The following is a 25,130-nucleotide window of genomic DNA, read 5'->3' on the forward strand; positions in this document are numbered from 1 at the left end:
CCGGCAGGGCAATGAGGGGCGGCGCCAACGCCTGCAGGCAACTGCCGCCTTCTCCAGGCCCGCCACGACTGTTCCGGTCCCCTCAATATCCAAGCGCCAAGCCATCCTTGCGCGGATCGGAAGCGCCGGTCAGCGTCCCCTTCTCCCAGTCGATCAGCACCACCTGTCCGCCGCCCAGCGGATGATGCGGTTCGGCAATGCGGTGGCCGCGCCGGCGCAGGCCCTCGATCGCCTCGGCGGGAACGCCACGCTCGGCCTCCACCGTGTCGTCATTGTAGAACACCCTGGGCGCATCCAGCGCCTGCTGCGGGTCCATGCCGAAGTCGATCATGTTGGTCAGCAGATGGACATGCCCGAACGGCTGGTAGCCGCCGCCCATGACGCCGAACGGCATCACCACGCGGCCGTTCTTCGTCGCCATGCCGGGCATGATCGTGTGCATCGGCCGCTTGCCGGGCGCGATCGCGTTCGGGTGCGCCGGATCGAGGCGGAAGCTCGAGCCGCGGTTCTGCAGCACGATGCCGGTCTTCGGGCCGACGACGCCGCTGCCGAACGAGTAATAAGTCGAGTTGATGAAGGAGACCGCGTTGCGGTCGCGGTCGACGATGGAGATGTAGACCGTGTCGCTGCCGGGCAGGTCCACGCGCGGCAGATGCGTCATGGCGCGTTCGCGGTCGATCTCGGCGCGCAGCCGGTCGGCATAGGCGCCGGATAGGAGCTGCTTGACCGGCACCGGAACACGGTCCTGGTCGCCGACATAGCGGTCGCGGTCGCGATAGGCCAGCCGCCCGGCCTCGATCTCCAGATGCAGGCGCTCGGCGCCATTGGGATCGAGTCCGCCAAGCTTGAAGCCCGACAGCACGTTCAGCATCAAAAGCGCCGTCAGCCCCTGATTGTTCGGCGGCATCTGGTGGATGTCGTGGCCGCCATAGGCGGTGCTGACCGGCGCCACATAGTCGCCTTTGGTCGCGGCGAAATCCTCGGCCGAATGAAGCCCACCCAATTCGTTGAGCCGGCGCACGATATCGTCGGCGACAGCACCCTCGTAGAATCCGGCGCGGCCATGCCTGGCGATGATCCGCAATGTCGCCGCCAGTTCTGGCTGCCGGTGGATGTCACCGGCCTTCGGCGCCTTGCCGCCGGGCAGGAAGATGCGCGCGGCATGCTCGTCGGCCGACAGATCGGTCTCCGGTTCGGCCCAGTCGAAGGCGACGCGGTCATGCACGACATAGCCGTTTTCGGCATAATGGATGGCCGGCGCCAGCGCCTCGGCAAGGCCCTTGCGGCCATGGTCCTCGAGCAGGCGGCTCCAGGCATCGACGGCGCCCGGCACGGTGACCGCATGCGGACCCTGCAGCGGGATGCGGTCGAAGCCTTTTTCGAGATACCAGTCGACCGTGGCCCTGGCTGGCGCCCGCCCCGAGCCATTGAAGGCCAGCACATTGCCTTGGCCTGCCGGGCTATAGAGCACGAAGCAGTCGCCGCCGATGCCGGTCGACTGCGGTTCGACCACGCCCTGCACGGCGGCGGCGCAGACCGCGGCATCCATGGCGTTGCCGCCGGAGCGCAGCATGTCGATGGCGGCAAGGGTTGCAAGCGGATGCGACGTCGCCGCAACCGCCTCCGTGGCACGAACCGGCGAGCGGCCGGGAAACTGGAAATCACGCATTCTGTCTGGATATCCCCTGGTCAGTTCTGCGAATTGGTCACTTGAAATCAATGCCGCCGCCCGAAGATCTGCGCAACCGACAACAGCACGACCGAGAGCACGATCAGGCAGGTCGAGATGGCGGCGATCGTCGGGTCGATCTGGTCGCGCAGCGCATTGAACATGCGGCGCGTCAATGTCGTGGTCTCGCCGCCCGAGATGAACAGCGAAACCACCACTTCGTCGAAGGAGGTGATGAAGGCAAACAGCGCCCCCGAAACGATCGAGAAGCGGATCTGCGGCATGGTCACCTGCCAGAAGGCGGCGACGCGGCCGGCGCCGAGGCTGCGCGCCACCCGCTCCTGGTTCATGTCGTAGGAGCGCAGGCCCGACAGCACGGTCAGCACCACCAGCGGCAGCGCCTGCACCGTATGCGCGATGACCAGCCCGGTCAGCGTGTTGTTGAGCCCGATGTGCGCATAGAGGAAGAAAGTGCCGATGCCGATCAGGATCACCGGCACGATCAGCGACGCGGTCAGCAGCGCGTTGATGGTGCCGTTGAAGCGCAGCGTGCCCCGGTTGATGGCATAGGCGGCGGCAGTGCCGAGCGGTGTCGCCACCAGCACTGTCATAGCAGCCACCTTGACCGAGACGATCGTGGCGTCGCGCCATTCCAGCGACTGGAAGTAGGTCTGGTACCAGCGTAGCGACCATTGCTGCGGCGGGAATTGCAGCAGCGTCGAATCCGAAAACGACATGATGACGATGATGATCGACGGCGCGATCAGGAACAGCAGCACGAGGCCGCCGAGGCCGTAGAGCCACAGGCGTTGCCGGTGTGAGATCGGCAGGCCGATATCCTCGCTCATCGCGAACTCCATACACCGGTGGCGCGCGCGCCGAGCAGCCACTGGAACAGGCCGAGAAGCGCCAGCGTGACCACCAGCAGCACCACGCCGAGCGCGGCACCCGCACCCCAGTTGGAATAGAGGCTGGTGGTTTGTTCCATGCGCATCGCCCACATGATGACCTTGCCGCCGCCCATCAGCGCAGGCGTGACGAAGAAGCCCAGGCAGAGCACGAAGACGATGACCACGCCCGAGGCGAGGCCGGGCAGCGACAGCGGAAAGAAGATCTGCCGGAAGGTCGCGGCCGGACCGGCGCCAAGGTTCATGCCGGCGCGCAGGCAGTCGGTGTCGATGGTCTTCATCGAGGCGTAGAGCGGCAGCACCAGGAACGGCAGCAGAATGTGCGTCATGCCGATGACGACGCCCGACAGATTGTTGGCGAGCGACAACGGCTGGCTGATGATGCCGAGATCGATCAGCCAGCTGTTGATCAGGCCCTTGCGCTGCAGGATCACCAGCCAGGCATAGGTGCGCACCAGAACCGATGTCCAGAACGGCAGGATGACGAAGATCAGGCAGATCGACGCCGCCCGGCGCGGCAGCTGCGACAGCATGTAGGCCAACGGATAGCCAAGCAGGACGCAGGCGCCGGTGACGATGAAGGCGACCTTGAAGGTGGTGACGAAGGTCTTGATGTAGGAGGCCTGCTCGAAGAAGCGCGCATAATTGGCGGCGCTCAGCGCGCCGGCCTCGTCGAACAGCGACAGCCAGAACAGCCAGCCGATCGGCACGATGATGATGGCGAAGACGAGGAACAGGCTTGGCGCCAGCAGGGCCAGCAGCCGCAGCGACTCGCGCCGTGCGTCGGCGCGCAGCGCGTGTGCGTTCAGGGACTGATCCGCGCGGGCAGTCTCTTGCATGAGGGCGGGCTGCGCGCGCATCACTCGGCCGCCACCAGGATCGTGTCCTGCGCGTCGAGGCCGAGGCTGACCGGCTGGCCGGGAGCCGGCATCCTGGCCAGCACGTCGCTGCGGCAATAGTCGCGCAATGTCAGCTGGCGGCCATCGCGCAGCACTGCGTAGCAGACGAAGCTGTCGCCCTGGTAGATGATGTCGCTGAGCGTCGCATCGAGCACGTTGACGCCGTTTGGCTGTTCGGCATTTGCTGCCAAGAGCCGCAGCTTTTCCGGCCGCACCACCATAAGGTGCTGGCCTGATGCCGGGGTCGGCGCTGCGGTGTGGATTCTGCGGTCCTCGTACCAGACGGAGCCGTTGCGGCACTCGACCGGAATGAAATTCGATTCGCCGATGAAGCCGGCTACAAACCGCGTTTGCGGCGTGGCGTAGAGGGTTTCGGGCTTGTCGAGCTGTTCGATGCGCCCGCCGTTCATCACCGCGATGCGGTCAGACATGGTGATCGCTTCGCGCTGGTCATGAGTGACATAGACCGTGGTCATGCCAAGCCGGCGATGCAGGGCGCGCAGTTCGATCTGCATGTGCTCGCGCAGGCCCTTGTCGAGCGCCGACAGCGGTTCGTCCATCAGCACGATGCGCGGCTCGAAGACGATGGCACGCGCCAGCGCCACGCGCTGGCGCTGGCCGCCGGAAAGCTGGTCGACCCGGCGCTCGCCCAGCCCCTGTAATTTCACAAGATCCAGCGCCTTCTCGACACGCTCGGCCGTCTCGGTGGCGGCGACGCCGCGCTGCTTCAGCGGAAAGGCGATGTTGTGGAAGACGTTCATATGCGGAAACAGCGCGTAGGTCTGGAACACCATGCCGATGTTGCGCTTGTGCGGCGGCGTGGTGATGATCTCGTCGTCACCGACCCTGATCGAGCCGGCATTGGCTCGCACGAAGCCGGCCAGGACCATCAGCAGCGTCGTCTTGCCGGAACCGGAAGGCCCGAGCAGCGTCAGGAATTCGCCGGCCTCGACATCGAGGTTCAGATCGCGCAGCACCGGCACGCTGCCAAATCGTTTCTCGATCCGGCGCATGCTGATCGGCAGCGCGGATGGCGCAATGGACAAGATTTTTCTCTCCTTAGAGCAATTCCAGGAAAAGTGTGAAGCGGTTTTCCGTCCGGAATTGCGTGAAAACAAAGAGATAGAGTGGTTCGACGTTTCCGAGAAACGGTGAACTGCTCTAGCCGGCAAACAAGAGGTGGCGAGGCAGGTGCTGGTTGCGCCGCCCCGCCATAAGTCTATGGCCGCAGCCTATTGCTGGATCAGATTGTTGAACTTTTCCGTCGCCTCGACCAGATTGTCGCGCCAGAATTCGGCATCCTGCAGCACCTGCTTCTTGACGTTTTCGGGTGCCGAATTGATGTCCTTGATCCTGTCCTGCGGGATCTTGCCGGTCTCGAAAGCCTTCTCGTTCACCGGGCCATTGTCGACATAGAGCGGCAGATTGGCCTGCAATTGCGGACTGACGAACATCGCCAGCGCCTTCATGGCCGCCTCCTTGTTCTTCGCGCCCTTGGGGATGACCATGCAGTCGGCGGTGAGCACGCCCTGGTCGAAGGAGAAGCTGACCGGCGCGCCTTCCTTCTTCAAGGTGCCGGCGCGGCCGTTCCAGATGCTCGCCATGTCGACTTCGCCGTCCTTCACCAGTTGCATGGCCTGGGCGCCGGAGGTCCACCAGGCGTCGACATGGCCGCGGATCTTGTCGACGGACTTCAGCGCGCCGTCGATATCGACCGGATAGACCTTGTCGATCGGAATGCCTTCGGCCAGGGCCGCGACGCTCAGCGTTTCCGTCGCCTGGCTGCCGCTCAGCGCGCGCCGTCCCGGGAATTTTTCCACGTTCCAGAAATCGGCCCATGTCTTCGGCCCTTTGTCGCCAAAAACATCGGTCCGGTAGATCAGCACGACCGAGGTGTAGGAAATGCCGACCCAGTCGTCATGGACGAGTTTCGGGTTGATGCCGCTCTTGTCGATGATGCCGTAGTCGAGCTTCTCGAACAGCCCTTCCTTCGAGCCGCGCGCGCATTCGTCGGCGCCAAGTTCGGTGATGTCCCACTTCACCGCATTGCCGGTCACTTGCAGCCGCACGTCGTCGAGGCCGTTGGTGGTGTCTTCCTTGATGGTGATGCCGAGCGCATCGGCGGTCGGCTTGAAGAACGCCTTGGTCTGCGCCTCCTGATAGGTCCCGCCCCATGAGGCGACGGTGATGGTGTCGCCCGCCATGGCGGGGGCGGCGAGCGAGGCCATGAGGCCCGCAATCGCAACAACGCTAACGCTTCTGGTCCTGTTCATTTTCGGCTCTCCAACCGGTGTTCCCATTGTTTTTGATTTCGCATGCTATTTTGTATACAATTTTGAGTGTAGCTTGGAGATCGTTGATGTCAACACCATCCGGCGCGATCGAATTTACGCGTTTCGCGCCGGACAGGTTGGAGAGGGGCGGGGTCGCCGGGGGCGTGGCAAATTGCGCCGACTGCGGCTACAGCTATGCGTGTCCCGGCTGAAAGGCCGGAGAACTGGGAACGGAACCTTGGCCAAGGAAACCAAAAATACGCTGCGCGACTCGGTCTACTCCGCGCTCAAGGCGATGATCGTGACCGGCCAGATTCCGCCGGGCTCACGCGTCACCGAAAACGACATCGCGGCGAAGCTGACTGTCAGCCGCACCCCGGTGCGCGAGGCCTTCAACCGCCTCGAGCGCGACGGCCTGGTCACCGGCCGGCCGCGCCAGGGCTATGTCGTGACCGAGTTCGACATCAACATGTTCCGCGAGGCCTTCGAGATCCGCGAGCTGCTCGACGGCCATGCGACGGAACTGGCGGCGGCTGCGGCGACGGAAGCGGACAAGGCGCGGCTGCGCGCCATGCTGGCCGAATGCGAGCGGCTGGCCGCCATTCCGGAGCGCACCAACAGGGAGAAATTCCAGGAGCTCGAGGTCGGCATCGACCTGCATCGCGTCATCGCCGAAATCAGCGGCAATGTGATGCTGCACGGCATGCTGTGCGGCATCCTCGACAAGTGCCAGCACTATGTCTGGACGGAACTGCTCTGGCTGGACGAATGGAAGATCGCCCGCGATGAGCACGCCGAAATCGTCGACGCCATCTGCGCCGGCGACGCCAGCCGAGCCGGCACGCTGGCGCGCGCCCATGTGCGCGGATCGCGTGACAATGTTCTGCGCCTGCTGCAGGCCAAGTCGGACTATCGGAATTTTCTGGCCAAGGCGTCTTAAGGGGCGAGGAGCTTGAACGAGGCCTGCCCGCCGACTGACCCTGACGACAAGCGCCTTTGAGTCTTCAGCCCTTGCGCTCCTGAAGGCTGTTGCCGCCGTCGACCACCAGCAGGGCGCCGTTGACATAGCTGGCGCCTTCCGATGCCAGGAACACGACCGCCGCGGCCACCTCGTCGGGTCGCCCGGCCCGCGCCGGCGGCGTATGCAGGGCGGCTTGCCGCTCCATCTCGCTCGACGAACCCGTTTCGATCCAGCCGGGGGCGACGGCATTGGCCGTGATGCCGCTTCTCGCCACTTCGAGCGCCAGCGTGCGTATCAGGCCGACCATGCCGGCCTTGGCGGCGGAATAGGCTGATGTGCCTTCGAAGGACACCAGCGGCCCGGTGACCGACGCCACATTGACGATGCGCCCATAGCCCGCTTCGACCATCGCCGGCAGAAACGCCTTCGTGACGAGGAATGCGGTCTTCAGGCTGACGTCGATCCCCTGATCCCAGTCGGCCTCGGTCATGGCAAGAAACGCCTTGTCGACCGAAGGCGATGCGAGCGAGCCCATGCCGGCGTTGTTGACCAGGATATCGACCGCGCCGACATCAGCCCGCAGCCGCGCGACATCAGCAGCGATGGTGAGATCGGCGATTGCGGCTTTGGCATCGATACCTTCGCGGCAAAGCTCAACGGCGCGATCGAGCACACGCCCACTGGCGCCCGTGAGGAAAACGGCATGGCCGGCTTGGCCGAGCTGCCGGGCAATGGCAAAGCCGATGCCGTCGGCCGCACCGGCTCCGGTGATCAAAGCGCGCTTGGTGCGGGTAGGAAACATGGTCAAATCAGGCTCCGCTGGTTACATGAATGGTTTTGGCGCACCGGAGAGGATGAAACTGGGCGCCGTTATGTCATTGTTACGCCTATTGATTTCTAAGATCACCTCTCGGAGCGGAGTGACGGCTTTGCGCCACAACCGGACTCTCGAGCCGATTACCGACCTGGTCTCGCACCACGGCGGACACCGCGACGCTGCCAGGCTTGGCGATGCTCTCGACACGCGCTGCAACATTGACGCCATCGTCATAGATGTCACCGTGGTCGAAGGTGATGTCGCCCACGTCCATCCCGATGCGGAACTCAATCCGCCGCTCTTCCGTCCACTACTGCGCGCGGCGTGCTAGCGAACGTCGGGCTTCTGGCCGCGCTCCTGCTACTACTCCTGATTGGCTTGAGCTGACTTTATACACGCGCGACAGCGGAAGGCGTTTCGTCCCGCTATCTCAACCATCAAATACGCCCCTCCTAACCTCCGAGAATGCTACTTCACCGGGCCACGTGTGATGGACGTGAGTTCCACGATCACGTCAAACGCCTTGATGCTCAACGTCGGGTCACCTTTCATCTCCGCAATAATTGGCCCGTCCACGAAGGCCTGCACTGCGGCGTCATTGTCGAATAGGTAGATTCCCCCGGCTTCGCTTTGGGCCTCGTTTATGATCCAGACCTTCCAGCGCAGGCCAGGTATGTCCGCGATGGGTTGAGCATATGGCAGGTTTTCTTTCTCGTACTCGGCCCTCGGCTCGTTGAGCTTGTAGTTGATTTGCAGAATTTTGGCCGACATGTCTTTCCTCCCTATTCTCTGTCGTAGGCGTTGCACGGCCACCCCGGATGAGGCTGCAACCTCGGTACGGTTTTCAAGAAAGCGGGACGATTCCCTCAAGCGCCGCATAGACCGAGGTTCGTAGCCAACGGTCCATGTTGCGGGCAAGGCCGGGGTCACCGCTCAGGAAAAGGCCGCCTCTTTCTTTCTCACGCTCGATGCTGGAACGGCCCTCCAGGATGGCCCCAAGCGAAACAACGCTGGTCTCGACGTAAAGGTCGACGTCCCGGCGGGGGTCGAGCGAGCATAGCTCGGGCAAGTCCGCGCCTGGCTCGACCACAAACCAGTAATGGGGACACTTCGGTGGGGGATCGTCGCGGAAATGGAAGCGGATGACGGCGCGCCGCCGCGGCAGTTCAGCGAGGTCGATCTTTCGCCGCACGACCCACATGAGGGTCGAAACATCTACGTCTCCAAGCGCGATTTCCGCCTCGATGTTGCATTGCGCCCATTCCGCCAGCGCGTTCATCGCCGGCTCGAGCTTGATCGACTTCTCGGTGCGGAAATAGCCGATGGTGCCCGTCGCCTCGTCCTCGACGCGCTCGACCAGGCCCAACGCTTCCATCTCCTTGAGTCGCCTCGACAAGAGGGCGGACGAGATGTTGCCCACCCCCTTGCGAATGTCATTGAAGCGGGCCGAGCCGTTCCAGAGCTCGGTTAGGATTTGGATCGTCCAGCGCGGCTCCAGGAACTCGCAGGCGCGCGAGATCGGGCAGACCAGTCCGTAAGGCCGTCGCGCCATGGCTGAGCGCTCCTTTGCCGCAGGTTAGGCCTTGCGGAGGTCTAAGGCCAGTTCACAATCTGAAGCGGAACGCTTCCGAAGCTGCCCTGGCGCCTTCCCGCCTTCTGCCGTCATGGTGATCGCCATTCGAGCATCCCGACCAACGGAGGTTACCATGACCTGGCATAACATGACGCAATCGACATTAGGCCAGACTGCACGGCGCGTGCCGGGCACTTTTCTTGATCCTCCGCTCGAACGCCTGCTGGCCCTTGTCCATGAGTGGCGGACCCGCCGCAACATAGAGCGCGAGCTTGGTCACCTGTCCAACTCCCATCTGCGCGATGTTGGCTTAACCAAAGCTGACGTCGAAGCGGCCTGCGCCGACAGCCTCGATCAATCCGCCTCTCACGCGCTCAAGAGCGCAGCGCAGAACCGCACGGGCAATTGGTGAGAAGGGAATTCCAGACGGTTCTCAAAGTCGACTGGGGTCGCGGGCGAGAATTGAGCAATTTCAATGTATTGCGAATGGCGCGCCCGAAGAGATTCGAACTCCTGACCCCCAGATTCGTAGTCTGGTGCTCTATCCAGCTGAGCTACGGGCGCGCAACAGGCCATGCTTTCCATGACCCCGCGATCCGATCGTGAACGACCGGTCGCGACGAGACGTGTTCCCTAGCGACTGAATTTCGGAAAAGCAAGCCGATCCGGCAAAAGTTTTGTCACAAGTGCCGGGCCGGCGACGGCGGCGCGGATCCCGGCGCTTGGAAACGACCAGGAAGTCGGCCCTATTCGGGGGCAAGGGAAGTATCGGACTTGAAAAGCAGCGGAAGAACACGGGACCTGGAGGCACGAGCATCGGGCGACACAGCGCCCGAACCATCATGCCGGGCGGCGCAGGCCGTTGCGGGCCTGGTCGAGCCGGACCGGCTGGTCGGGGATGGTGACCGCGAATGTGGTGCGCCCGCCAATGCTCTCGACCAGTTCCACCGTGCCGCCATGCGCGCGGATCAGTTCGTGCGCGATCGCTAGCCCAAGGCCGGTGCCGCCGCTGCGCGCCGAGCCGCGAAAGGCCGCGAACAGGTTTTCGCGCGCCTTCGGTGGCAGGCCGGGGCCGGTGTCGCTGACGGCAATGCGGCTGACGCTGCCCAGGCGCACGGCCGACACCGCCAGGCGGCGCACCAGGGCGCTTTCACTGTCTGCCGCCATCGCCTGCACCGAGTTGCGGCACAGATTGGTCAGCACTCGGAACAGCTGATCGGAATCGGCGTCGACCTCGAAAGCCGGCTCGACGGAATTGACGAACTCGATGCCCTGCTCGATGTCGAGCAGGCCGTGCACGTCCTCGACCAGCTGGCGCAGCCTCAAGCGTCGGCGCGCCGGCGGCGGCTCCTGCGTGCGGCCATAGGCGAGCACGCCTTCGGAATAGGACACGGCGCGGTCGAGCGCGCGCAGCAGTTTCGGCGCGAAGGCCTGCACGGTGGGGTCCTTGACCTGGCGCAGGCGGTCCGACATCAGCTGCGCCGAGGCCAGGATGTTGCGCATGTCATGGTTGATCTTGGAGACGGCAAGGCCGAGGTCGGCAAGGTGCTTCTGCTCGGAGAGCATTTTTTGCAGCCGTTCCTGCATCTGCGACAGCTCGCGCTCGGCAACGCCGATCTCGTCGGCGCGGGCGGCCGGATGGATGATGCGCCCGGGATCGTCGGGCGCTTCGGAGAAGGACAGCATCGAGCGCGTCATCGTCCGGATCGGCCCGATCATGATCAGGTCGATCGCGGCATAGACCAGCATTGCGGTGAACAGCGAGATCAGCAGCGAGACGAAGGCGACGTTGCGCGAATATCGCAGCATCGCATTGCGCAGGCTGTTGTCCGGCATGATCAGCTCGAACTCCTTGTCCGAGTCGCCGACCGGGCCGAAGACGCGCAGCATCCGGTCGCCGCCGAAAAACAGCGTGTCGAGCGCGCCGGTCATGCCCTTGATCATGCCGATCGAGGCGATATCGATGTGTTCGTCGACCTTCGGCGGCATTTCGGCCACCACCAGCAGCCGCGAGACGCCGCCGTCGCGCACCGCGATCGCCTTGGCGCCGATTGCCATCAGCACGTCGTTCTGGGCCGTGCGCGACAGCGAGGTGGGTTCACCCTGCACCAGCACGATCGACACCGCCGCCGCCGTGCTCAGCCGCTCCTTCAGCCAGTTCAGCCGGTAGCTGGCGATCCAGGGTAGGAAGATCAGCACTTCGGCCAGCAGCACGAAAACAATGGTGAGCAGCAGCAGCTTGGTCGACAGGCCGCGCGACAGCGGCACCGTGCGCACGATGGTTGGCTCCGCCGTGCCGATCCTTTCCTGCGCTTGTATGGTTTCGCTCATGCGGTCCATGTCTTCACAATCACTTGATCAACGCAGATTAGGCGATTACGGCTTTTTTGCCAATTTCATCCTTGGCCGGAAACATAAACCGGCCTGAACGGCGCCGGGCTTCGGCCCGACGACTCCGGATTGACTTCCAAAAGCCTTCTTTCTATAAGCCCGCACACGCTCGGGCCATTCGTCCCGGCGCGGTTTCGATCGCGCCAAAGCCGGCCCGGCAAAGCTCCTGTTACACAGTGACAGAATCAAGAAGGGCCGCACCCCGCGGTATTAAAACAAATGAAGCGTACCTACCAACCGTCTAAACTCGTCCGCAAACGTCGGCACGGCTTTCGTGCCCGCATGGCCACCAAGGGTGGTCGCGGCGTCGTCGCAGCTCGCCGCAATCGCGGCCGCAAGCGGCTCAGCGCCTGAACGGAAGACGAGATCGTTGCCCGCATCCGGCAAGCCAGTGGGACCAAATCCCAAGCGGCTTCTGAAGCGCGCGGAATTCCTGGCCGTCCGTCGTGGTGAAAAGCGACGCGGGCGGCTTTTTCTCGTTGAAGTTCTCGACCGCGGCGACGGCCTGTCGCCGCGCGTCGGCTACACCGTCACCAAGAAGGTCGGCAATGCGGTTGTCCGCAACCGCGTCCGGCGGCGGCTGCGAGAAGCCGTCCGTACGCATGCGGCAAGTGACATGGCGCCTGGCAATGACTATGTCATCGTCGGGCGTGAAGACGTGCTTACCATTCCGTTCGGCCAGTTGAAGGCCGAACTCTCCCGCCGACTGCGCGGAACACGATAGGCCAAGGGCTTTCGATGGAAAACAACCGGAACTTCTTCATCACCATCGCGCTGTCGGTGCTGATCCTGGCGGTATGGCAATATTTTTACGTATTGCCGCGCAGCGAAGCCCAGCGCGAAGCGGCCCGCGTCGAACAGCAGCGCGTCGAGGAGCAGAAGAAGGCCGCCGGCACCAATCCCGGCGCCGACACCGGAACGCCTGCCGCGCCTGGCGCCATTCCGAATGCACCCGGCACCGATGCCGTGACGCCGGCCGGCCGCGAACAGGCACTCGCCACGACCACCCGCGCCAAGATCGATACGCCGAGCCTCGAGGGTTCGATCAACCTGACCGGCGCCCGTCTCGACGACCTCAAGCTCAAGCACTACACCGAGACGGTCGACAAGAATTCGCCCGAGATCAGCCTGCTCAACCCGGCGGCACTGCCCAATGGCTACTATGCCGAGATCGGCTTCGTCGGCAACGACAAGACAGGCGCGGTGCCCGGTCCGGAGACCGTGTGGGCCGTCGACGGCAATGCGACGCTGACGCCGACAACCCCGGTCACGCTGACCTATTCGAACGACAAGGGCCTGACCTTCAAGCGCACCTTTTCCGTCGACACCAACTACATGTTCACGGTTTCAGACACGGTGCAGAATTCGGGCACGGCCGCCGTCTCGCTGTCCAACTACGGCCGCGTCACCCGTTTCGACAAGCCCGCCGTTGCCAGCACCTATGTGCTGCATGAGGGCCTGATCGGCTTCACCGGCACCGAAGGCCTGCAGGAACACAAATACGCGTCCATCGAGAAGGACAAGCAGTTCACGCCGGGCAAGTCGACCGACGGCTGGCTCGGCATCACCGACAAATACTGGGCGGTGACACTGGTGCCGACCGAGAAGCAGCCGTTCCAGCCGCGCTACGCTTATTTCGAGGACGGCCGCCATCGCTACCAGTCCGACTTCCTGACCGACCCGATCACCGTCGATGCCGGTCAGTCGGCGACGGTGGAGAGCGAAATCTTTGCCGGCGCCAAGGAAGTCGGCAAGATCAACGCCTATGCGGAAGATCGTCATATCAAGCGGTTCGACCTGCTGATCGACTGGGGCTGGTTCCACTTCATCACCAAGCCGATGTTCTGGCTGATCGACACGCTCTACAAATTCTTCGGCAATTTCGGCCTGGCGATCCTCGCCACCACCGTCATCGTCAAGGCCATCTTCTTCCCGCTTGCCAACAAGTCCTATGCGTCGATGGCGAACATGAAGAAGGTGCAGCCCAAGATGCTCGAGATCCGCGAGAAATACGCGGACGACAAGATGAAGCAGCAGCAGGCGATGATGGAGCTGTACAAGACCGAGAAGATCAATCCGCTTGCCGGCTGCTGGCCGGTGGCGCTGCAGATCCCGGTCTTCTTCTCGCTCTACAAGGTGCTCTACATCACCATCGAGATGCGGCACGCGCCGTTCTTCGGCTGGATCCAGGATCTGGCGGCACCAGATCCGACGTCGATCTTCAATCTGTTCGGCCTCGTTCCGGTCACCTTGCCGCACATGCTGATGATCGGTGTCTGGCCGCTGATCATGGGCGTCACCATGTTCCTGCAGATGCGCATGAACCCGACGCCGCCGGATCCGACGCAGGCCGCGATCTTCACCTGGATGCCTGTCATCTTCACCTTCATGATGGCGGGTTTCCCGGCCGGCCTGGTCATCTACTGGGCCTGGAACAACACGCTGTCGATCCTCCAGCAAGGCGTGATCATGAAGCGCCAGGGCGCCAAGATCGAGCTGTGGGACAATCTGATCGCACTGTTTCGAAAGAAACCGTCACCGGCGGAATAGAAGGCGCTGCCTTTGCGAAATCAAAAAAGCCCCGGTGGGGCTTTTTTGTTGGCGGGATATCCCATTCGATGCATTTCCGCTCGCCGGTGAAACTTTGGCGCGCCGCGCCTCGTAATTGCGCGTTGCCATCCTGCGGCCTGCGCTTCGGTACGCCTTGCGGTGGCCATGGATTTGCGTCGTTGCGGACCACCGCGTTTTCGCGACGCCGGCAAGATACGCTTGCCAAGACGGCTTCCGGCGCAAAGGCGCCGGTGTTTGGGAGGCCGTAGCGGCAGACCGGGGTCCTGTTGGCCTCCACGGGGCCCCGGTTCTCTTGCTTACTGGAAGGTTATGCAGGCTGCGGCTTGTGCCGGCAGACGGGATCGCCGCCAGACATCATCACTCCATGACGGCGCTGTGGTCGACCTTGGCTGGCGTCGCAGGCTTGCGCAGCAAGAGAACCAGCGGGATGGCGGCAAGCGACAGGATCATCATCAGCTTGAAGTCGTTCATGTAGCTGATAACAGTCGCCTGCAGCGTCACCACGCCGTCGAGCGCGGCCCGGCCGGCGGCGCTGTAGGGGTTCATCGCCTGGAAGATCGCCGGATTGCCGAACGCCTGGTTGTAGGGCGTCACATAGGTGGCGATGTTGGCGTGGTTGATCTGCACGTTCTGCGTCAACAGCGCGGTGACGACGGATATGCCGACGCTGGAGCCGATGTTTCGCGACAGATTGTACAGCCCTGTGCCTTCCGCGCGCCGCTCCGGCGCCAGCGTGGCGAAGGTGATGGTGGTCAGCGGCACGAACAGGAAACCCAGGCCCGCGCCCTGGATGAAGCCGGTGCTGATGATCGTCCATTGCGAGACATCAGGCGTCCAGCCGGTCATGTCGTACATCGCCCAGGCGGTGACCAGCAGGCCGGTCAACAGCAGCCAGCGCGTGTCCACCTTGCCGATCAGCCTGCCGACCAGGAACATGCACGCCATGGTGCCGAGACCGCGCGGTCCCATGACGATGCCGGCCGTCACCACCGGATAGCCCATCAGCGTCTGCAGATAGGGCGTCATTAGGGCCAGCGAGGCCAGATAGGTGATGCCGATGATGAAGATGAAGATCATGCCGACGGCGAAATTCCGGTCCAGGAAGAGCCTCGGGTTCACGAAGGTGTTGCGGGCGGTGAAGGTGTGGACGAGGAAGATGTAGAAGGCCGACGCGCAGATCAGCGCCTCGACGATGATCTCGGACGACGAGAACCAGTTGAGCTGCTCGCCGCGATCGAGGAACATCTGCAGCGATGCGATGGTGACACTGAGCATGCCGAAGCCCAGCCAGTCCAGCCTCGCCTTGAGGTCGGTCTTGGTTTCCTGGACGAACATCGACACGCCGGCGAAAGCCAGGGCGCCGATCGGGACGTTGATGTAGAAGACCCAGCGCCAGCTGACATTTTCGGTCAGCCAGCCGCCGATGACCGGCCCGAGCACCGGCCCGACCATCACCGAAACGCCGAACAGCGCCATCGCCGAGCCGCGCTCTTCGACGCTGTAGATATCGAGCAGGATGCTCTGCGCCAGCGGCACCAGGGCCGCGCCGAACAGGCCTTGCAGCAGGCGGAAGCCGACGATCTGCGGCAGCGACTGCGCGAAGCCGCACAGCACCGACGCGACGACAAAGCCGGTGATGGAGATCAGCAGGATGCGCTTGCGGCCAAAACGATTGGCAAGGTAGCCCGAAGGCGGCGTCATGACGGCCGCCGCGACGATATAGGACGTCAGCACCCAGTTGATCTGGTCGGCGCTCGCCGAAACGCTGCCCTGGATATAGGGAAGCGCCACATTGGCGATGGTGGTATCCAGCGCCTGCATGATCACGGCCAGGATCACGCAGGCGGTGATGGCGCCGCGATTGGCGATCACGCCACCTGTCGCGGACGCGCCGGTCATGACTTTTGCCCGAACCGGTTGATGAGATCGGTCACGAAGTCGGGCAGGCCGCGGGCATGGCCGGTATCGATACCGACCACGACGCTCATTCCGCCGCGCAGCGGCGGCTTGCCCTGGAGATCATCGACCGTCACGCGCAGCGGAATGCGCTGCACGACCTTGACCCAGTTGCCGGTGGTGTTCTGCGCCGGAAGCAGCGAGAAGCTCGACGATGACGCCGGGCTGATCGAGGCGACCGTGCCGTGCCAGACGGCACCCGGATAGCTGTCGACGCTGATCGTCGCCGTCTGTCCCGGCCGCACATAGGTCAGTTCGGTTTCCTTCGGCTCCGCCGCTATCCACAAATCGGTCGCCGAAATCAGTCTGAACGCCGGCTGCGAAGCCGGCAGATACTTGCCGACCTGAAGCGCGTCGACATTGGTGACGATGCCGTCGAACGGCGCCTTGACGATGGAATCGGCAAGATTACGCTGGGCGTCGTCCACCGCCGACTGGGCCTGAAGGTAGAACGGGTTCTTCTCCACGGGCTGGTTGGCGTCGCCGCCGAGCTGGGCAAGTGTCGCCAGCGCCTGCGCCTCGGCAACGGACACTTTCTGGCGGGCGGCAATGAGATCGTGCTGGGCGCTGTCGAAGGTCGCCTTGGAGGACGTGGAAGTCTTGAGCAGATCCTGCTGGCGCTGGAAAGCGGCCTCGTAATAGGGGATGTCGGCCTGCGCCTGCTCGATCAGCGCCTGCGACTGCTGGTAGCTCGCCTGCAAGGTCAACACCTGGTTGCGCACCGTTCCGAGCTGCGCCTGGGCCGCGGCAAGGGCGGTTTCGAAAGAGGCCGGCCGCAACCGGAAAAGCACCTGGTCCTTCTTCACCGCCTCGTTGTCGTGCACGTCGATCTCGAGCACGGTGCCGGAAACGTCGGTGGACACGCCGAGCGACTGCGCCTGGATGTAGGCATTGTCTGTCGTCATCACCTGGCCGCCAACAACGTAGTAATAGCCGCCGACGACAAGCGCGACCGGAAGCAGGGCAAACAGGATCGGCCGCGTCAGGCTGCGTCTGGGTTTGACCGGCGCCGGCGGCGCAACAGCGACCGTGGCTTGCCGCGGCTCTTTGGACGGAGCCTCGAGTGCCGCCGGCGCCAGGGCAACAGGTGCATCCAGTTCGTGATCGTCGATGACGGTGTTGGCTCGCCTCTGCTCGCGTTCGCTGTCCAGCCGGATGATCTGGTCGCTCGTCCGGTCGGCGGCGGGTCCGTCTTCTTCGGCGGGTTTCTTGGGTGAGGTTGATTCAACCATGTATTTTCTCCCGGTCGACGGCTGGCTGGGCGCAAGCCTCGAGCAGATTGGATTTGATGAGGGACAGAGTTTGCAGCAGATGCAACTGGGCATCCGCGGAAAGGCCGACGAAGGCCTCGTCACGCGTTTTCTGGCCATTGCTGCGCATGATTTCGATCAGCGGATGGGCTTGCGGCGTCAGGTAAAGCAGCCATGCCCTGCGATCGGCAGGATTGGGCCGGCGCTCGATGAAGCCGCGTACTTCCATCTTGTCGAGCAGCCGGGCGAGCGTGATCGGCATGATCTCGATCAGGTCGGCGAGCTTGTTCTGGTGGATGCCTTCATGCAGGGACAGATAGGCCAGCACCTGGGCGCGGGTCAGCCCCGACGCCCGCGACCGCTGCTCGAACCGCTTTCGAAGCAGGCGCGCGACATCGTGCAGCACGAAGCTGATGTTGGGTGACGATGGCATGGGAGGTACTGGGGTTTTCGGCGCGACTTTTAGTGAGCATGCTTATTATCATCATGCACATAATCCCGCTGGACGCGGTGCGCAAGACGGACTAAGTCCGCCTGGAAAAAATGACGCATGGGCTGCGACGCAACAAAAAGACCGGGTGACTGGCTGTTGCCGGGCGAGGGCATGACGATGAATTGGTTGAAGATCGCGACCGTGGCGGCTCTCGCAGCATGGCCTGGAATTGCGCTCGCAAAGGACGCCGTCAGCTGCGGTGGCGCCGCCATGCTGGGCGGGGCACAATTGAACTGCAGCCACGTCGAACCCCAGGCGCCGCCTCAGTTTTGCACCTATAGCTGGGCTCTGCACACGCTCGCCGGCGATCAGAAAATCGTCGAAGGCACCTTCATGCTGCCGCCCGGCGCCTCGAATGTCACCGTCTATCAGGGCAGCGGTTTCGACAGTGCGCTGTCCGATCCGATCGTGATCTGCCGCGGCAGCAAATGAGCAAAGCCGCCAAGGAAAGCTCGCTCGTCAACCGATTGGTGCTATAGGGCGGATCACGCTATTTTGAACAGGCGCATGCGGGTTCTGGATGCGCCTGGCGGCCATTTCTTTGACGGGCCCCAATTCTTTAACGGACATCGACATGGACGGACCCAACCCCAACATCAAGCACCCGATCCCGATGCACACCCGTGTCGGCTTTCTCAAGGGACTGGTTAACGCGCCGAACATCGAGATCGGCGATTACACCTATTATGACGATCCGGACGGACCCGACAAATTCGCCGAAAAATGCGTGCTCCACCATTATCCCTTCATAGGCGACAAGCTCATCATCGGCCGGTTCTGCGCCATCGCCGAGGGCGCGCGCTTCATCATGAACGGCGCCAACCACGCCATGTCCGGCTTTTCGACCTATCCGTTCAATATTTTCGGCCATGGCTGGGAAAAGGGTTTTGACCCGGCGACGTGGTCGAAGGAGGTTCGCGGCGACACAATTGTCGGCAACGACGTCTGGATCGGCATGGAGGCGGTGATCCTGCCCGGGGTGGAAATCGGCCACGGTGCCATAATTGCCGCGAAATCGGTGGTGACGCACGACGTGCCGCCCTATGCGATCGTCGCCGGCAATGCAGCCAAGGTGGTGAAGATGCGTTTCGACGACCGAACGGTCAGGCGGTTGCTGGCGGTGGCGTGGTGGGACTGGCCGGTGGACAAGGTCAGCCGCAACCTCGATGCTATCCGGGGCGCCAATATCTCTCTTCTGGAGGCAGCAGCTTGAACGCTCTGAACAGCAGCATAATCGGCACCGAACTGTTTACGCGAGGGTGGATCTTCATCCGCGGCGTGCCGGCAATGAAGTTCCTGCCGCCGGAAGGACCGCCGGAAATAGCCTTTGCCGGCCGCTCGAATGTCGGCAAGTCGTCGCTGATCAACGCGCTGGTCAACCAGAAGGGTCTGGCGCGCACTTCCAACACGCCGGGGCGCACGCAGGAACTCAACTATTTCGTGCCGGACGGATTTTCGGGCGAGGGCGCCGACCTGCCGCCCTTGGCGCTGGTCGACATGCCCGGCTACGGCTACGCCACCGCGCCGAAGGAGAAGGTCGACGAGTGGACCAAGCTGGTCTTCGACTATCTCAAGGGCCGCGTCACGCTAAAGCGGGTCTATGTGCTGATCGACGCCCGCCACGGCATCAAAGCCAAGGACGATGAAGTGCTGTCGCTGCTCGACAAGGCGGCGGTATCCTACCAGATCGTGCTGACCAAGACCGACAAGATCAAGGCTGCCGGCGTGCCGCGGCTGATCGAGGAGACGCTGGCAAAGATCAAGAAGCGGCCGGCGGCGTTCCCGTTCGTTCTGGCGACGTCTTCGGAAAAGGCCGAGGGCCTCCAGGAATTGCAGGCTGCCATCGTGCTTGCCGCCAATGGCGGCTAAGCATCTACACCTTGGAGCATAGCCTAGGGCTTGGCTTCGATAGCAATCGTCTGATGGCCTTCTTCCGCCACAAGCCTTTCGGTGCCGTATGCCTTCAGGAACATGCTGACGCCTGACCTGACGATGTGGTCGATCTCGTCCTGGCTCGGGGCTTTGGTGCGATAGGCGAAGATGCACTGGCGGAAGAGACCGGCCAGGCACAGTTCGGTGAACTGATAGGCGGCAAGATCGACATCGTCGATCCGCAGCAGGTCGCGCTCGATGGCGGCATTGAGAAACGCCGCGACCTTGTCGTGACCACGTTTGGGACCGCGCTCGTAGAAACGCGCGCCCATGTCGGGAATCCGGTCGGATGCGCCGATCACCGTGCGCTGCGCCTGGATCACCTTGGCCGACGTGATCTTGAGGGCCAGCACCTTGCCGAACTTCACCAGCGTCTCGCGCAGGTCGTCGGATTTGTCCAGCACGTCATACATGTTCTTGAAGATCGTGCCGCGCTCTTCCTCGATCAGCGCTTCGAACAGCTCTTCCTTGTTGGCGAAATAGACATAGATCGTGCCCTTGGAGACACCGGCCTCACGGGTGATGTCGTTCATCGAGGCGGCTTCGAACCCCTTGTCGATGAAGACACGACGGGCGCCGTCGATGATCTGGCTGCGCTTGACCGGATCCTGCCCGGCCGCCGGGCGGCCACGGCGCAAGCTGTCCAGCAGGTCGCCACACTGGTCGGTTTCAACGTTGGGCGGTGTCTCGGTCATGAAAGTCACACCTCGAAAATAATTCGAACCAACCGGTTCGATTGCCCTTGATATGGTCCTCTTTACGCGCTATGTCAACGCCCGGATCGAACCGAACGGTTCAGTATTATATTATAATTTTAGAGAGATGTCATGTCCTCGAACGCGCCGACCACAGCCGAAGTCCGTCCCTTCCCCAATGCCAAGGTTGCGCCGGCGACGGAAGCACCGCAAGTGCCTACCCAGCCCGTCTCGTCGCCGCCGGCAGAAGCTCCGGCCAAGAAGAAGCGTTCGGTGCGCTCCTTTCTGCTGCCGATCATCGGCGTTGCCTTGCTGAGCGCCGGCGCCTGGTACGGTTACGATTACTGGACCACTGGCCGCTTCATGATCTCGACGGACGACGCCTATGTCCAGGCCGACATGGCGTTCATCTCGCCCAAGATTTCCGGCTATGTCGATCAGGTGAAGGTGAGCGAGAACCAGTCGGTCAAGGCTGGCGATCCGCTGCTCGTCGTCGATGATGGCGACTACAGAATAGCCGTCGCCCAGGCAGAGGCGCAGATTGCTACGCTGAGCAAGACGCTCGACCGTATCGACGCCCAGACCGAAGCAGCGCGCGCTGCGCTGCAGCAGGCACAGGCGCAGAAGGTCGCTGACCAGGCCGCGGCTGACAATGCGGCCAAGGTCGCGGCGCGTGCCTCGCAGCTGCTCAAGACGCATGTCGGCACGCAGGCACAGCTGGACGACGCCCAGACGGCGGTGCAGCAGGCCAATGCAGCCCTTGTCGGCGCCGACGCGCAGATCGCCGCGGCGCAGGCCAATATCGGCGTGCTGCAGGCGCAGCGCGCCGAATCGGCAAGCACGCTGGCGTCCTTGCAGCTCAGCCGGGACAAGGCCGAGCGGGATCTTTCCTTCACCGTGCTCAAGGCGCCTTATGACGGCGTCGTCGGCAACCGTTCCGTGGAGCAAGGCGATCTCGTCAGCCCCGGCCAGAAGCTCGCCGTCATCGTGCCGATGGACAAGCTCTACATCGTCGCCAACTTCAAGGAGACGCAGCTTGCCCGGCTGGTTCCCGGCGAGAAGGTCAAGATCTCGGTCGATGCAACCGACGGCCAGGACTTCGAGGGCACCGTCTCGTCGCTGGCCCCGGCTTCCGGTGCCGTGTTCTCGCTGCTGCCGCCCGAAAACGCCACCGGCAACTTCACCAAGGTGGTGCAGCGCGTTCCGGTTCGCATCGATGTGCCCGCCGACGTGCTGAAGAGCGGCAAGCTGCGCGCCGGCCTGAGCGTCGTCGTCGCCGTCGACAGCCGCACCGCCCCATCCGGGTCGGCATCAGCGGCGGCATCGAACTGAGCGGCCGCCGGGGAGCAATGCCATGGCAACCGCAACCCTGACAGCAGGAGCGCCGCCGGCAAGGCCGGCTGTGCCTGACACCATTTCGACGCGGCGCGTCATCGCTTTCCTGGCGATGGTGTTCGGCATGTTCATGGCCATCCTGGACATCCAGATCGTCTCCGCCTCGCTGGCCGAGATCCAGGCCGGCCTGAGCGCCAGCTCCGACGAGATCCCGTGGGTGCAGACCGCCTATCTGATCGCCGAAGTGGTGATGATCCCGCTGTCGGGTTTCCTCAGCCGGATGCTGTCGACACGTGTGCTGTTCACGATCTCGGCGGCAGGCTTCACCGCGGCCAGTGCGCTGGCGGCGACCGCCACCAACATCGACCAGATGATCGTCTACCGCGCCGTCCAGGGCTTCATCGGCGGCGGCATGATCCCGAGCGTCTTCGCTGCCGCCTTCACCATCTTCCCGCCCTCGCGCCGCGCCGTCGTCTCGCCGATGATCGGCCTGGTGGCGACGCTGGCGCCGACCATCGGCCCGACCGTCGGCGGCTATATCAGCCATGCCATGTCCTGGCATTGGCTGTTCCTGGTCAATGTCGTGCCCGGCATCCTGGTGACGACGGCGGCCTGGACGCTGATCGACTTCGACAAGCCCAACCTCAAGCTGTTCAGCAAGTTCGACTGGTGGGGCCTCGCCGGCATGGCAGCCTTGCTGGGCTGCATGGAATATGTGCTCGAGGAGGGCCCCAACAATGACTGGCTGCAGGACCAGGGCGTGTTCATCTGCGCCATTGTCATGACCATTGGCGGGGTGCTGTTCTTTTGGCGGGTGTTCACCGCCGAGGAGCCGATCGTCGACCTGAAGGCGTTCACCAACATCAACTTCGCCTTCGGCTCGCTGTTTTCCTTCGTCATCGGCATCGGCCTCTACGGCCTGACCTATCTCTATCCGGTGTTCCTCGGGCGCATCCGCGGCTACGATTCGATGATGATCGGCGAGGCGCTGTTCGTCAGCGGACTGGCCATGTTCTTCACCGCGCCGATCTCGGGCATCCTGTCGAACAAGATGGACCCGCGGCTGATGATGATGATCGGCTTCTTCGGCTTCGCCACCGGCACCTGGTGGATGACGCATCTGACCGCCGATTGGGATTTCTACGAACTGCTCATCCCGCAGATCCTGCGCGGCTGTTCGATGATGCTGTGCATGGTGCCGATCAACAACATCGCGCTCGGCACCTTGCCGCCCGAGCGGCTGAAGAATGCGTCGGGCCTGTTCAACCTCACCCGCAACCTTGGCGGCGCCGTTGGCCTTGCCCTGATCAACACCGTGCTGATCGACCGCAATGCCTTCCACTACGCAAGGCTCTCCGAGCACGTGCAATGGGGCAGTGCCGCCGCGCAGACCAAGCTGCAGAACATGACGCTCAATTTCGAGCAGACCCCCGGCCTCGACGCGACAAGTGCCGCCATCTCCAAGCTGTCGGGCATGGTCCAGCAGCAGGCGGCGCTGCTGTCCTTCATGGACGTGTTCTTCATGCTGACGGTGCTGTTTGCGACGCTTGGCCTGTTCACCATGCTGATCCGCAAGCCGGCCGCGTCGGGTGGCGGCGGCGGCGGTGGGCACTGATACGTGGGCAGCTGTTTCGGGAAGCTCCTCCAGTCCACGCCCGAAAAGCTCTGACCGCGCAAAAAACTCCGGGCCGCAAGCCCGGAGTTTTTCGTTTCCAATTGGATCAGGTGTAATTTCCAGATATTTGACAAGCCCCGCCGTCGCGTAGGAATCGAGCGGAAGTCAAATGCCGGCAGCACGAATGATTAAAACATCTCCTGATATCTTATTTTGATGGAGACTTGGGTTCTAGCCATCTTGCTGGTGGCGTGTGCGATCGGCTGTCCATTGTGGGTTCGCGTTTGTTTGGCGAACTTACGTCGATGGTCTGAGGCTGGCGTTGTCAGCCAACGCACTGGCAACGTTTCCCGAGATACCCAGCCTGTCCGGTTCTACTACTTCCTTGCCATGATGGTGCTAGGCGCTGTGTTGCCACTTGTCGTAACAATCGCTTTGGCCGTTCGACTCATCTTCGAGTAACTAAGCCAGCAATAGAGCGGTTCTGCGTGTCCGCGAAACGATGAACTGTTCTAGGCGGTGGCGGGCTTGAAGGTCAGCGCCACGCCGTTGATGCAATGGCGCAGGCCGGTCGGCGCCGGGCCGTCGTCGAAGACGTGGCCGAGATGGCCGCCGCAACGGCGGCAATGCACTTCGGTGCGGGTCATGCCGAGCGACCTGTCCACGGTCTTGCCGATGCCGTTGGCGATCTCCTGCCAGAAGCTCGGCCAGCCGGTGCCGGACTCGAACTTCGTCTCCGACGGGTAGACCGGCAGGTCGCAGCCGGCACAAGCGAAGATGCCCTTGCGGTGTTCGTTGAGCAGCGGGCTGGTGCCGGGATATTCCGTGCCTTCCTTGCGCAGCACGTCGAACGCGGCCGGCGACAGGATGGCTTTCCACTCGGCGTCGGTCTTGGTGACCTCGAACTTTTCGGCGGCCTGCGCGGCCTGCGGGTTGCTCATGCGCAGCACTGTTGCCGCGGCCCCGACGACACCGATGGCGGCGACGCCGCTCAAAAGAAAGTCGCGACGGTTCATGACCAATTCCTCCTGTTGTCTCTTTGCCAAACTATACCGCCAACCGGAAATCAAAAGCCGGTGACGGTGGCCCTCGAACGAACACTCCGCGCCGTCCCACATCTGAACGTGGACGACGCGGAGTGCGCGGGTCAATTGCGGATCACGGGAGCGAGACCATGCAATCGACGGAGGGTCCTTGCTGCAAGTTCGCCGGCAGCAAGCCCCTTGTTACATCTTAGGCAAAAGAACCTTGTCGATGACGTGGATGACGCCGTTGGACTGCTCGACATCGGCGATCGTCACATTGGCGACATTGCCGTTCTCGTCGGTGACGGTGACCTTGCCGCCGTCGGCCTTGAGCGATAGCTCGCAGCCGCCAACGGTCTTGACCTTGTGAGTGCCGCCGTCAGCCTTGGCCATCGCGGCCACGTCCGCCCCCATCGCCTTGGCGCCGATGACATGGCAGGTCAGGATCTTGGTGAGCTTGTCCTTGTTCTCGGGCTTGAGCAGGGTCTCGACCGTGCCGGCCGGAAGTGCCGCGAAGGCGTCGTTGGTCGGTGCGAACACGGTGAACGGACCGGCGCCCTGCAGCGTTTCGACCAGGCCGGCAGCCTTCACGGCGGCGACCAGCGTCGTGTGGTCCTTCGAGTTCACGGCGTTTTCGACGATGTTCTTGTTGGCAAACATGGCGGCGCCGCCAACCATCGGGTTTTCGGCATAGGCGGCAGTGGCAAGAGCGGAAATGGCGATCGTGCCGGCGAGCAAAAGGGTGGCGTATCTACGCATGATGTCAA

At 63.1% G+C, this 25,130-nt stretch carries 26 protein-coding genes and 1 tRNA gene; 11 read left to right on the top strand and 16 right to left on the bottom strand.

Annotated features, from left to right (window positions below):
- Positions 1-82: 82 nt before the first annotated feature.
- The 5 genes from ggt to FCU66_RS09550 all read right to left on the bottom strand — a co-directional run bounded on the left by ggt (position 83) and on the right by FCU66_RS09550 (position 5,749).
- Complete coding sequence (gene ggt / locus FCU66_RS09530) at positions 83-1,669, bottom strand: gamma-glutamyltransferase (protein ID WP_136616093.1); 1,587 nt, start codon at positions 1,667-1,669, stop codon at positions 83-85.
- Between the two features lie 47 nt (positions 1,670-1,716).
- Positions 1,717-2,517, bottom strand: a complete 801-nt coding sequence (locus FCU66_RS09535; RefSeq protein WP_136616092.1) for an ABC transporter permease — start codon at positions 2,515-2,517, stop codon at positions 1,717-1,719.
- Complete coding sequence (locus tag FCU66_RS09540; protein ID WP_136616091.1) at positions 2,514-3,437, bottom strand: ABC transporter permease; 924 nt, start codon at positions 3,435-3,437, stop codon at positions 2,514-2,516. Before FCU66_RS09540 ends, FCU66_RS09535 begins: the two co-directional genes overlap by 4 nt.
- Entirely contained in the window at positions 3,437-4,522 is a 1,086-nt protein-coding gene (locus FCU66_RS09545) for an ABC transporter ATP-binding protein (RefSeq protein WP_136616090.1), read from the bottom strand. Before FCU66_RS09545 ends, FCU66_RS09540 begins: the two co-directional genes overlap by 1 nt.
- Before the next feature lie 186 nt (positions 4,523-4,708).
- Positions 4,709-5,749: an ABC transporter substrate-binding protein gene (locus FCU66_RS09550; RefSeq protein ID WP_136616089.1), complete on the bottom strand. Its 1,041-nt coding sequence runs from the start codon at positions 5,747-5,749 to the stop codon at positions 4,709-4,711.
- Positions 5,750-5,987: 238 nt separating this feature from the next.
- Here FCU66_RS09550 and FCU66_RS09555 point away from each other — a divergent pair, with 238 nt between their 5' ends.
- Entirely contained in the window at positions 5,988-6,689 is a 702-nt protein-coding gene (locus FCU66_RS09555) for a GntR family transcriptional regulator (RefSeq protein ID WP_136616088.1), read from the top strand.
- A gap of 64 nt (positions 6,690-6,753) precedes the next feature.
- Here the strand turns inward: FCU66_RS09555 and FCU66_RS09560 are convergent, their stop codons facing one another.
- Entirely contained in the window at positions 6,754-7,512 is a 759-nt protein-coding gene (locus FCU66_RS09560) for an SDR family NAD(P)-dependent oxidoreductase (RefSeq protein ID WP_136616099.1), read from the bottom strand.
- On the opposite strand from FCU66_RS09560, the gene FCU66_RS42765 reads away from it, so the two are divergent.
- Entirely contained in the window at positions 7,511-7,858 is a 348-nt protein-coding gene (locus tag FCU66_RS42765; protein ID WP_425462845.1) for a hypothetical protein, read from the top strand. The genes FCU66_RS09560 and FCU66_RS42765 overlap by 2 nt on opposite strands.
- A 137-nt stretch (positions 7,859-7,995) precedes the next feature.
- On the opposite strand, the gene FCU66_RS09570 is transcribed toward FCU66_RS42765, so the two are convergent.
- Complete coding sequence (locus tag FCU66_RS09570; RefSeq protein WP_168991714.1) at positions 7,996-8,298, bottom strand: YdhR family protein; 303 nt, start codon at positions 8,296-8,298, stop codon at positions 7,996-7,998.
- Between the two features lie 73 nt (positions 8,299-8,371).
- Positions 8,372-9,079 carry a winged helix-turn-helix transcriptional regulator gene (locus FCU66_RS09575; protein WP_136616085.1) on the bottom strand — a complete coding sequence of 236 codons (708 nt, stop codon included), beginning with the start codon at positions 9,077-9,079 and terminating at the stop codon, positions 8,372-8,374.
- Between the two features lie 154 nt (positions 9,080-9,233).
- Here FCU66_RS09575 and FCU66_RS09580 point away from each other — a divergent pair, with 154 nt between their 5' ends.
- On the top strand, positions 9,234-9,512 hold the full coding sequence (locus FCU66_RS09580) for a DUF1127 domain-containing protein (protein WP_168991713.1): 279 nt from the start codon (positions 9,234-9,236) through the stop codon (positions 9,510-9,512).
- Between the two features lie 75 nt (positions 9,513-9,587).
- Here the strand turns inward: FCU66_RS09580 and FCU66_RS09585 are convergent.
- A tRNA-Arg gene (locus tag FCU66_RS09585) sits at positions 9,588-9,664 on the bottom strand.
- 276 nt (positions 9,665-9,940) lie between these two features.
- The gene (locus FCU66_RS09590) at positions 9,941-11,431 is read right to left on the bottom strand and encodes an ATP-binding protein (RefSeq protein WP_136616083.1); all 1,491 of its coding nucleotides are present in this window, start codon (positions 11,429-11,431) and stop codon (positions 9,941-9,943) included.
- A gap of 279 nt (positions 11,432-11,710) precedes the next feature.
- On the opposite strand from FCU66_RS09590, the gene rpmH reads away from it, so the two are divergent.
- Genes rpmH through yidC form a run of 3 tightly spaced genes read left to right on the top strand, consistent with a single transcriptional unit; the run spans position 11,711 to position 14,041 of the window.
- Positions 11,711-11,845, top strand: coding sequence for a 50S ribosomal protein L34 (rpmH, locus tag FCU66_RS09600; protein WP_008833937.1), 135 nt, complete (start codon positions 11,711-11,713; stop codon positions 11,843-11,845).
- Positions 11,846-11,861: 16 nt separating this feature from the next.
- Positions 11,862-12,215, top strand: coding sequence for a ribonuclease P protein component (rnpA, locus tag FCU66_RS09605; RefSeq protein ID WP_111545239.1), 354 nt, complete (start codon positions 11,862-11,864; stop codon positions 12,213-12,215).
- A gap of 14 nt (positions 12,216-12,229) precedes the next feature.
- Positions 12,230-14,041 carry a membrane protein insertase YidC gene (gene yidC, locus FCU66_RS09610; RefSeq protein ID WP_136616081.1) on the top strand — a complete coding sequence of 604 codons (1,812 nt, stop codon included), beginning with the start codon at positions 12,230-12,232 and terminating at the stop codon, positions 14,039-14,041.
- A gap of 378 nt (positions 14,042-14,419) precedes the next feature.
- On the opposite strand, the gene FCU66_RS09615 is transcribed toward yidC, so the two are convergent.
- Genes FCU66_RS09615 through FCU66_RS09625 form a run of 3 tightly spaced genes read right to left on the bottom strand, consistent with a single transcriptional unit; the run spans position 14,420 to position 17,701 of the window.
- Entirely contained in the window at positions 14,420-15,961 is a 1,542-nt protein-coding gene (locus tag FCU66_RS09615) for a DHA2 family efflux MFS transporter permease subunit (RefSeq protein ID WP_136616080.1), read from the bottom strand.
- On the bottom strand, positions 15,958-17,250 hold the full coding sequence (locus FCU66_RS09620) for an HlyD family secretion protein (protein WP_136616079.1): 1,293 nt from the start codon (positions 17,248-17,250) through the stop codon (positions 15,958-15,960). The genes FCU66_RS09615 and FCU66_RS09620 overlap by 4 nt, the downstream gene beginning before the upstream one ends.
- Positions 17,243-17,701, bottom strand: coding sequence for a MarR family winged helix-turn-helix transcriptional regulator (locus tag FCU66_RS09625; RefSeq protein ID WP_136616078.1), 459 nt, complete (start codon positions 17,699-17,701; stop codon positions 17,243-17,245). Before FCU66_RS09625 ends, FCU66_RS09620 begins: the two co-directional genes overlap by 8 nt.
- Positions 17,702-17,878: 177 nt before the next feature.
- On the opposite strand from FCU66_RS09625, the gene FCU66_RS09630 reads away from it, so the two are divergent.
- The 3 genes from FCU66_RS09630 (at position 17,879) to yihA (ending at position 19,630) form a co-directional block, all read left to right on the top strand.
- Positions 17,879-18,193 carry a hypothetical protein gene (locus FCU66_RS09630; protein ID WP_136616098.1) on the top strand — a complete coding sequence of 105 codons (315 nt, stop codon included), beginning with the start codon at positions 17,879-17,881 and terminating at the stop codon, positions 18,191-18,193.
- 142 nt (positions 18,194-18,335) lie between these two features.
- On the top strand, positions 18,336-18,974 hold the full coding sequence (locus tag FCU66_RS09635; protein WP_168991712.1) for a CatB-related O-acetyltransferase: 639 nt from the start codon (positions 18,336-18,338) through the stop codon (positions 18,972-18,974).
- Positions 18,971-19,630: a ribosome biogenesis GTP-binding protein YihA/YsxC gene (yihA, locus tag FCU66_RS09640; RefSeq protein WP_136616076.1), complete on the top strand. Its 660-nt coding sequence runs from the start codon at positions 18,971-18,973 to the stop codon at positions 19,628-19,630. Before FCU66_RS09635 ends, yihA begins: the two co-directional genes overlap by 4 nt.
- Positions 19,631-19,653: 23 nt before the next feature.
- On the opposite strand, the gene FCU66_RS09645 is transcribed toward yihA, so the two are convergent.
- Positions 19,654-20,388, bottom strand: coding sequence for a TetR/AcrR family transcriptional regulator (locus FCU66_RS09645; protein ID WP_136616075.1), 735 nt, complete (start codon positions 20,386-20,388; stop codon positions 19,654-19,656).
- Between the two features lie 132 nt (positions 20,389-20,520).
- On the opposite strand from FCU66_RS09645, the gene FCU66_RS09650 reads away from it, so the two are divergent.
- A complete protein-coding gene (locus tag FCU66_RS09650; protein WP_136616074.1) occupies positions 20,521-21,720 on the top strand; it encodes an HlyD family secretion protein in 1,200 nt (399 codons plus the stop codon).
- A 22-nt stretch (positions 21,721-21,742) separates the two neighbouring features.
- Positions 21,743-23,338, top strand: a complete 1,596-nt coding sequence (locus FCU66_RS09655) for a DHA2 family efflux MFS transporter permease subunit (protein ID WP_136616073.1) — start codon at positions 21,743-21,745, stop codon at positions 23,336-23,338.
- Positions 23,339-23,850: 512 nt separating this feature from the next.
- Here FCU66_RS09655 and msrB read toward each other — a convergent pair.
- Both msrB and FCU66_RS09665 read right to left on the bottom strand, forming a co-directional pair.
- On the bottom strand, positions 23,851-24,354 hold the full coding sequence (gene msrB / locus FCU66_RS09660) for a peptide-methionine (R)-S-oxide reductase MsrB (protein WP_056592801.1): 504 nt from the start codon (positions 24,352-24,354) through the stop codon (positions 23,851-23,853).
- Between the two features lie 210 nt (positions 24,355-24,564).
- Positions 24,565-25,122 (bottom strand): fasciclin domain-containing protein, encoded by a 558-nt coding sequence (locus FCU66_RS09665; protein WP_136616072.1) that lies wholly within the window; start codon positions 25,120-25,122, stop codon positions 24,565-24,567.
- Between the last annotated feature and the right edge of the window lie 8 nt (positions 25,123-25,130).

This window comes from Mesorhizobium norvegicum (assembly GCF_004919685.1).
Taxonomy (GTDB): Bacteria; Pseudomonadota; Alphaproteobacteria; order Rhizobiales; family Rhizobiaceae; genus Mesorhizobium; species Mesorhizobium norvegicum.

Bases quoted from the DNA above. Each gene is read 5' to 3' on its own strand.
- yidC (WP_136616081.1), top strand. From the start codon at position 12,230: ATGGAAAACAACCGGAACTTCTTCATCACCATCGCGCTGTCGGTGCTG.
- FCU66_RS09635 (WP_168991712.1), top strand. From the start codon at position 18,336: ATGGACGGACCCAACCCCAACATCAAGCACCCGATCCCGATGCACACC.
- msrB (WP_056592801.1), bottom strand. From the start codon at position 24,354: ATGAACCGTCGCGACTTTCTTTTGAGCGGCGTCGCCGCCATCGGTGTC.
- rpmH (WP_008833937.1), top strand. From the start codon at position 11,711: ATGAAGCGTACCTACCAACCGTCTAAACTCGTCCGCAAACGTCGGCAC.
- FCU66_RS09630 (WP_136616098.1), top strand. From the start codon at position 17,879: ATGAATTGGTTGAAGATCGCGACCGTGGCGGCTCTCGCAGCATGGCCT.
- FCU66_RS09650 (WP_136616074.1), top strand. From the start codon at position 20,521: ATGTCCTCGAACGCGCCGACCACAGCCGAAGTCCGTCCCTTCCCCAAT.
- FCU66_RS09655 (WP_136616073.1), top strand. From the start codon at position 21,743: ATGGCAACCGCAACCCTGACAGCAGGAGCGCCGCCGGCAAGGCCGGCT.
- FCU66_RS09570 (WP_168991714.1), bottom strand. From the start codon at position 8,298: ATGTCGGCCAAAATTCTGCAAATCAACTACAAGCTCAACGAGCCGAGG.
- FCU66_RS09575 (WP_136616085.1), bottom strand. From the start codon at position 9,079: ATGGCGCGACGGCCTTACGGACTGGTCTGCCCGATCTCGCGCGCCTGC.
- FCU66_RS09645 (WP_136616075.1), bottom strand. From the start codon at position 20,388: ATGACCGAGACACCGCCCAACGTTGAAACCGACCAGTGTGGCGACCTG.
- FCU66_RS09665 (WP_136616072.1), bottom strand. From the start codon at position 25,122: ATGCGTAGATACGCCACCCTTTTGCTCGCCGGCACGATCGCCATTTCC.
- FCU66_RS09590 (WP_136616083.1), bottom strand. From the start codon at position 11,431: ATGAGCGAAACCATACAAGCGCAGGAAAGGATCGGCACGGCGGAGCCA.
- FCU66_RS09540 (WP_136616091.1), bottom strand. From the start codon at position 3,437: ATGCGCGCGCAGCCCGCCCTCATGCAAGAGACTGCCCGCGCGGATCAG.
- FCU66_RS09560 (WP_136616099.1), bottom strand. From the start codon at position 7,512: ATGTTTCCTACCCGCACCAAGCGCGCTTTGATCACCGGAGCCGGTGCG.
- FCU66_RS09550 (WP_136616089.1), bottom strand. From the start codon at position 5,749: ATGAACAGGACCAGAAGCGTTAGCGTTGTTGCGATTGCGGGCCTCATG.
- FCU66_RS09580 (WP_168991713.1), top strand. From the start codon at position 9,234: ATGACCTGGCATAACATGACGCAATCGACATTAGGCCAGACTGCACGG.
- FCU66_RS42765 (WP_425462845.1), top strand. From the start codon at position 7,511: ATGGTCAAATCAGGCTCCGCTGGTTACATGAATGGTTTTGGCGCACCG.
- FCU66_RS09625 (WP_136616078.1), bottom strand. From the start codon at position 17,701: ATGCCATCGTCACCCAACATCAGCTTCGTGCTGCACGATGTCGCGCGC.
- FCU66_RS09535 (WP_136616092.1), bottom strand. From the start codon at position 2,517: ATGAGCGAGGATATCGGCCTGCCGATCTCACACCGGCAACGCCTGTGG.
- FCU66_RS09620 (WP_136616079.1), bottom strand. From the start codon at position 17,250: ATGGTTGAATCAACCTCACCCAAGAAACCCGCCGAAGAAGACGGACCC.
- FCU66_RS09615 (WP_136616080.1), bottom strand. From the start codon at position 15,961: ATGACCGGCGCGTCCGCGACAGGTGGCGTGATCGCCAATCGCGGCGCC.
- ggt (WP_136616093.1), bottom strand. From the start codon at position 1,669: ATGCGTGATTTCCAGTTTCCCGGCCGCTCGCCGGTTCGTGCCACGGAG.